Source organism: Acinetobacter sp. neg1 (genome assembly GCF_000788125.1).
Taxonomy (GTDB): domain Bacteria; phylum Pseudomonadota; class Gammaproteobacteria; order Pseudomonadales; family Moraxellaceae; genus Acinetobacter; species Acinetobacter vivianii.
On record NZ_JSZD01000018.1, the window covers coordinates 82,087 to 88,170 of the forward strand.

Genomic DNA, 6,084 nt, shown 5'->3' on the forward strand with positions numbered 1-6,084 from the left:
GTCACACATCAGTTAGGAATAAGTGCAGGTTATGGCTTTCTTGAATCATCAACGTCCACTTTGGGCATTACTTGCCGCAGCACCTTTGGTGGCGACAATCAGTACCCATGCGCAAGCACAAACATGGAAGATCAATCTACGTGATGCGGACTTAACAGCATTTATTAATGAAGTTGCTGATATTACAGGTAAGAACTTTGCTGTTGATCCGCGTGTACGTGGCAATGTGACGGTTATTTCCAACAAGCCGCTGAATAAGGATGAGGTTTACGACCTATTCTTGGGCGTGCTCAACGTCAATGGCGTGGTGGCACTTCCTTCGGGAAATACGATCAAACTGGTACCAGATAGCAATGCCAAGAACTCGGGCATTCCTTACGATGCGCGTAATCGTGCGGGTGGTGACCAGATCGTAACGCGTGTGATCTGGCTACAAAATACCAATCCTAATGATCTTATTCCTGCATTACGTCCATTAATGCCGCAGTTTGCACATCTTGCTGCCGTGGCTGGAACCAATGCCTTAATCGTTTCTGATCGTGCTACCAATATTTACCAGCTTGAAAATATTGTCCGTAATCTGGATGGAACTGGACAAAATGATATTGAAGCAATCAGTTTGCAGTCGAGCCAAGCCGAAGAAATTATTGGTTTGCTAGAGACGATGAGTGCGACAGGCGCATCAAAGGACTTTATAGGATCGCGTGTTCGTGTGGTTGCAGATAATCGTACCAATCGTATTTTGATTAAGGGTGATCCAGACTCACGTAAGCGTTTACGTCAAATGATTGAAATGCTGGATGTGCCTTCAGCAGCTCGCTTGGGTGGTTTAAAAGTTTTCCGCCTGAAATATGCAAGTGCTAAAAATCTGGCTGAAATTTTACAAGGTCTGGTCACAGGGCAATCGGTTTCTTCTTCATCTTCGTCGTCATCGAATAACAACAGTAGCTCAAATTCGATCAATAACCTGATTTCAAATAATCAGAATTCAGGTTCATCGGGATCATCTTCTGTTTCGACGCCTTCGATTAATTTAAATAGTAATTCAAGCAATAGTCAAAATGCTGGCATTACCAGTTTCAATCAGGGTGGCGTCAGTATTATTGCGGATCCTGCGCAAAATGCTTTGGTGGTGAAGGCTGAACCACAATTGATGCGTGAAATTGATGCTGCGGTTCAGCAACTGGATACGCGCCGTCAGCAAGTCATGATTGAAGCGGCGATTATTGAAGTGGTTGGAACTGATGCTGATCAGTTGGGCGTGCAATGGGCACTGGGTGACCTAAATAGTGGCGTAGGGTTAATTAACTTTTCCAATTTGGGTTCTGGACTGTCAAAAATCGCGGCGGGTTATTTAACCGGTGGTGCAGCGGGTGCGGCAGGCGCTTTAGGTGATGGTGCATCGATTGGTATCGGTAAGTATAAAGAGGGCAGCAATGGCTCTCGTCAGTTATACGGCGCATTAATTCAGGCATTAAAAGAAAATACCAAGTCTAATCTTCTTTCAACACCTTCCATCGTGACCATGGATAATGAGGAAGCCTATATTGTGGTTGGTCAGAATGTTCCTTTTGTAACAGGTTCGGTCACCACAAATAGTACAGGCGTTAATCCTTATACGACCGTTGAGCGTAAAGATGTCGGGGTGACCTTAAAAGTCATTCCGCATATCGGTGAGGGTGGTTCTGTCCGTTTGGAAGTCGAGCAAGAAGTCTCTAACGTCCAAAACAGCAAAGGTCAGGCGGCCGATTTGGTCACCAGTAAGCGTGCAATTAAAACTTCGGTATTGGCAGATCATGGACAAACCGTTGTGTTGGGGGGCTTGGTCTCAGACAATACGACTCTAGGACGTCAAGGCTTACCTATATTGAGTGATATTCCGTACTTGGGCCGACTGTTCCGTTCGGATAATCGCAGTAATGAAAAGCGTAACCTGCTTGTCTTTATCCATCCGACTATTGTTGGGGATTCTGATGATGTTCGACGTATCTCACAACAACGCTACAATCAGCTTTATAGCTTGCAGTTAGCAATGGACAAGAATGGTAATTTTGCCAAATTACCTGAAAATGTTGCAGATATTTATAGCCAGCAGCCTGCGGCAAATTCACCTTATCAAAAAGTGCCGACTGCGACGCAAGCTCAAAAAACAGTTGTGGTGACGACACCTGTTGCGGTGGAACAACCGCAAGTGCAGCAGAAAACCGTGCAACTCCCTGTGAAAGAAACCGAACGTAGTAAAAACACGGTAACGACAACCACGATTCGTCCTGCGTCTTCACAGTAGCTGCACAGAAACGCTTATGTCACAATGTTACGATTGCGGGAAACTATAAAGGATATGCATCTATGACTTGGAAATTACAAGCCATTACAGGTGAATTTACGGGGCAGGAACTGAATATTGAGCGTGATATGTTGGTTGGCCGACATCAGGATGCCGATATTTTGTTGCAATCAGCCGATATTTCACGTCGTCATGCCGCGTTGTTGCTCAAAGATCAACAGCTTTGGGTGCAAGATTTAAACTCGTCCAATGGCACATTTATTAATGATGCACGCATTGAGCAGGAAACTGAATTGCATGATGGTGATATTCTGCAATTTGCCAGCTTTGTGTTCTCGGTGCTTGCTCCAGCAGCGGAAACGGAATTACCTGAAATTGAAGCAGAGCCTGTGACTGCAAATACGCATGATCAAGGCATGCCGAGTATTGCAGAACGTGCGGTCGAAACACCAATCACACGTGATGGGATGCCACAACAGGTCGCGATTCCAAAACCAGCACCAATTCCTGAAGGTGTGCAGGTACAGGCTGTGCCTGAACCACAACCTGTTGCACTTGAAGAACCTGTTTCACGTGTGGCTGAAGAGAAAGAGCAACAGAAGAATGCTTCAGTTGGACTCATTTCAATTATTGTATTGATCATTTTAGCTGTGATTGCCTGGCTGTTCTTTAAATAATCGGGCGAAGCTTCTACAATCAAGGCATGCCCACGTTGGTATGCCTTTTTTATTTTTAGGGTGAAATATCATGTCTGTTGCACAGTTACAAAGTCGTCATCTGGTGTTATTTGATCTGGATGGAACGCTGGTGGATTCGGCTGCTGACTTATATCGTGCCATGAATCTGAGTCTGACAAAACTGGGTCTACCTCTGGTGACTGAAGCTCAGGTTAGAGTTTGGGTGGGTAAGGGTGCGGCAAAATTATGTGAAGCTGTCCTGACACATTTGTTTGGGCAGGTCGATGCTCAACAGCAAGAGCAACTGTTAAGCACCTTTATGCAGGTGTATGCGCAAGAGCTATGTGTTGATACACAAGTCTATGAGGGTGTTCTGCCATTTCTGGATTATTGTCAGGCCAATAATATTGCAATGGCCTGTGTTACCAATAAGCCTGAACATCTGGCGCGAGGGATTCTGGATGTTTTAGCGCTTGCACCTTATTTTAAAATGGTGGTTGGCGGAGATAGTCTGGCTGAGCGTAAACCGCATCCGTTACCGCTTTTGTATTGTGTGCAACAAGAAGGAATCTCTACAGCTGAAACCTTGATGATTGGGGATTCAAGCAATGATGTAGAAGCTGCAAGACGTGCAGGTATTGATTGTATTGTAGTCAGCTATGGCTATAATCATGGGGAAAGCATTTATGACTGCCAGCCACAGCAAGTGGTTGATCGTCTGGCAGAGTTAGTTTAAGAAAATCAGATAGGGAAAGAGGTATGAGGATGATGATGGTTTTTCGATGGCGGGATTAAAGCAGCATTAAAACAGGGAAACGCAGATAAATCGAAACCATAAGAGATAACTCATGACAACATCAATCCAGTTTGAACAATTAAAAGCAGCAGGCTACAACACCATTCCAGTTTATCGTCAACGCTTGGCTGATACTGAAACCCCGTTATCTGTTTTTGCGCGTTTTAAGGCGCAGAAACAAGCCTATCTATTTGAATCGGTAGAGGGTGGTGAGAACTGGGCACGCTATTCCATGATTGGGCTAGGTGAATCTACCGTTTTTTCATGCAATGCGGGCGTGTTAACCATTCAGCAAGCAGATGGTACGGTGACTCAGCAAGATTGTGCAGATCCGTTTCAATATATTCGTGATTTTCAAAGTCAATTTAAAGTTCCAAGCAAAACCGAGCTACCTGATCTACCAAGTTTTACCGGTGGTCTGGTGGGGTACTTGGGTTATGACGCCGTTCGTTATATTGAGCCAAAACTGAAGAATGTACCTGCTGCTGATCCAGTGACCTTACCTGATCTATGGTTGATGCTGTCTCAAACCGTCATTGTTTTTGATAATTTAAAAGATACTTTGTTCTTGATCCATCATGCTGATGTGAATGAGCCAGATGCCTATAACAAAGCACAAGGTAAGCTGGATCAGCTAGAGCAGTTACTTGCAACACCAGTGAGTCTGCAAGCAAAACCACATACCGCGCCGCATTTTGAATCGATTACTGGCAAGGAAAAGTTTCTGGAAACCGTGGATAAGGTGAAGGAATACATCCGTGCTGGGGATGTGATGCAGGTAGTGCCTGGTCAGCGTATGGTGTCTGACTTTGATGGCGAAGCTTTGCAGGTCTATCGTGCATTGCGCCATTTGAATCCATCGCCTTATTTATTTCTGGTACAAGGCCAGACGCTGACAGATCAAAAGCCTTTTCATATTGTTGGTTCATCGCCAGAGATCTTGTCTCGTCTCGAAAATGGGATTGCGACAGTACGTCCTTTGGCAGGAACGCGACCACGCGGTAAAACCAAGGAAGAAGATCTGGCTTTAGAACAAGATTTATTGGCAGATGAAAAAGAGATTGCTGAGCATCTGATGTTGATTGATCTTGGGCGCAATGATGTGGGGCGTGTATCCAAGATTGGTAAAGTGCAAGTGACAGACCGTATGGTGATCGAGCGTTATTCGCATGTTATGCATATTGTGTCCAATGTGCAGGGGGAGGTGCGTGATGATATTGATGCTTTAGATGTGTTTAAAGCCACTTTTCCAGCAGGAACGCTTTCAGGCGCTCCAAAAATACGTGCCATGGAGATTATTGACGAAGTTGAGCCGGTAAAACGTGGTGTATTTGGTGGTGCTGTTGGTTATTTAGGCTGGCATGGGGAAATGGACATGTCGATTGCTATCCGAACCTGTGTTATTCGCGATAAAAAGGTGTATGTGCAGGCTGGAGCAGGGCTTGTTGCGGACTCAAATCCTGAATCTGAGTGGAATGAAACCCAAATAAAAGCTCGCGCAGTGATCAAAGCGGTTGAATTATCGTCAAACGGATTGATTTTATGAGTTTTTAACGGTTTTTTTTAAAAAAGCACTTGCATCGATTCTAAGTTTTGCTAAACTGCACACCGTTCCGATACGAAACGTACGAAACACTAAGAAAGAGCCGGCATAGCTCAGTTGGTAGAGCAACTGACTTGTAATCAGTAGGTCCACAGTTCGAATCCGTGTGCCGGCACCATCTTAAAAGTGTGGTAGTATAAAGTAAAGAACAGCACTGTGTAAGTGTGATATGGTGAGATTCCCGAGCGGTCAAAGGGGGCAGACTGTAACTCTGCTACGAAAGTTTCGAAGGTTCGAATCCTTCTCTCACCACCATCTAACTTCGATAGAAGTAGTACCAACATGCGGGAGTAACTCAGTTGGTAGAGTGGCAGCCTTCCAAGCTGCATGTCGCGAGTTCGATCCTCGTCTCCCGCTCCATCGAAGATGTCGCTCTTATAGCTCAGTGGTAGAGCACTCCCTTGGTAAGGGAGAGGTCTCGAGTTCAAATCTCGATAAGAGCTCCAGATATACAGTTTAGTGGTTTATCCACAAGATTTTAAAGAAGCAGGCTATTATAGTCTGCTTTTCAAGTATTAGGTGTCTAGTTTTTTAGGCGATTGTCGATAAAGAAGGTTTTTCAGGGTTGTTTTTCTCTAAACTGGTGTCGACGTAAACGAGGAAAATCAAAATGGCTAAGGCTAAGTTTGAACGTAATAAACCACACGTAAACGTGGGTACAATTGGTCACGTTGACCATGGTAAAACAACTTTAACTGCTGCGATTGCAACGATCTGTGCA

At 44.7% G+C, this 6,084-nt stretch carries 5 protein-coding genes and 4 tRNA genes; all 9 read left to right on the forward strand.

Annotated elements, in window-relative coordinates:
- Positions 1-31: 31 nt before the first annotated feature.
- Positions 32-2,287: a type II secretion system secretin GspD gene (gene gspD, locus PJ15_RS14295; protein WP_047431883.1), complete on the forward strand. Its 2,256-nt coding sequence runs from the start codon at positions 32-34 to the stop codon at positions 2,285-2,287.
- Positions 2,288-2,349: 62 nt separating this feature from the next.
- Complete coding sequence (locus PJ15_RS14300; RefSeq protein ID WP_047431885.1) at positions 2,350-2,964, forward strand: FHA domain-containing protein; 615 nt, start codon at positions 2,350-2,352, stop codon at positions 2,962-2,964.
- Between the two features lie 70 nt (positions 2,965-3,034).
- Entirely contained in the window at positions 3,035-3,700 is a 666-nt protein-coding gene (locus PJ15_RS14305) for a phosphoglycolate phosphatase (RefSeq protein ID WP_047431888.1), read from the forward strand.
- A gap of 112 nt (positions 3,701-3,812) precedes the next feature.
- Entirely contained in the window at positions 3,813-5,306 is a 1,494-nt protein-coding gene (gene trpE / locus PJ15_RS14310) for an anthranilate synthase component I (RefSeq protein ID WP_047431890.1), read from the forward strand.
- 99 nt (positions 5,307-5,405) lie between these two features.
- Positions 5,406-5,481 (forward strand) — tRNA-Thr (locus PJ15_RS14315).
- Positions 5,482-5,534: 53 nt separating this feature from the next.
- Positions 5,535-5,618, forward strand: a tRNA-Tyr gene (locus PJ15_RS14320).
- A 29-nt stretch (positions 5,619-5,647) separates the two neighbouring features.
- A tRNA-Gly gene (locus tag PJ15_RS14325) sits at positions 5,648-5,723 on the forward strand.
- Positions 5,724-5,734: 11 nt separating this feature from the next.
- Positions 5,735-5,809, forward strand: a tRNA-Thr gene (locus PJ15_RS14330).
- Between the two features lie 164 nt (positions 5,810-5,973).
- Positions 5,974-6,084: GTP-binding protein (locus PJ15_RS18455; RefSeq protein ID WP_017396676.1), on the forward strand; the 111-nt coding region annotated here is incomplete at its 3' end.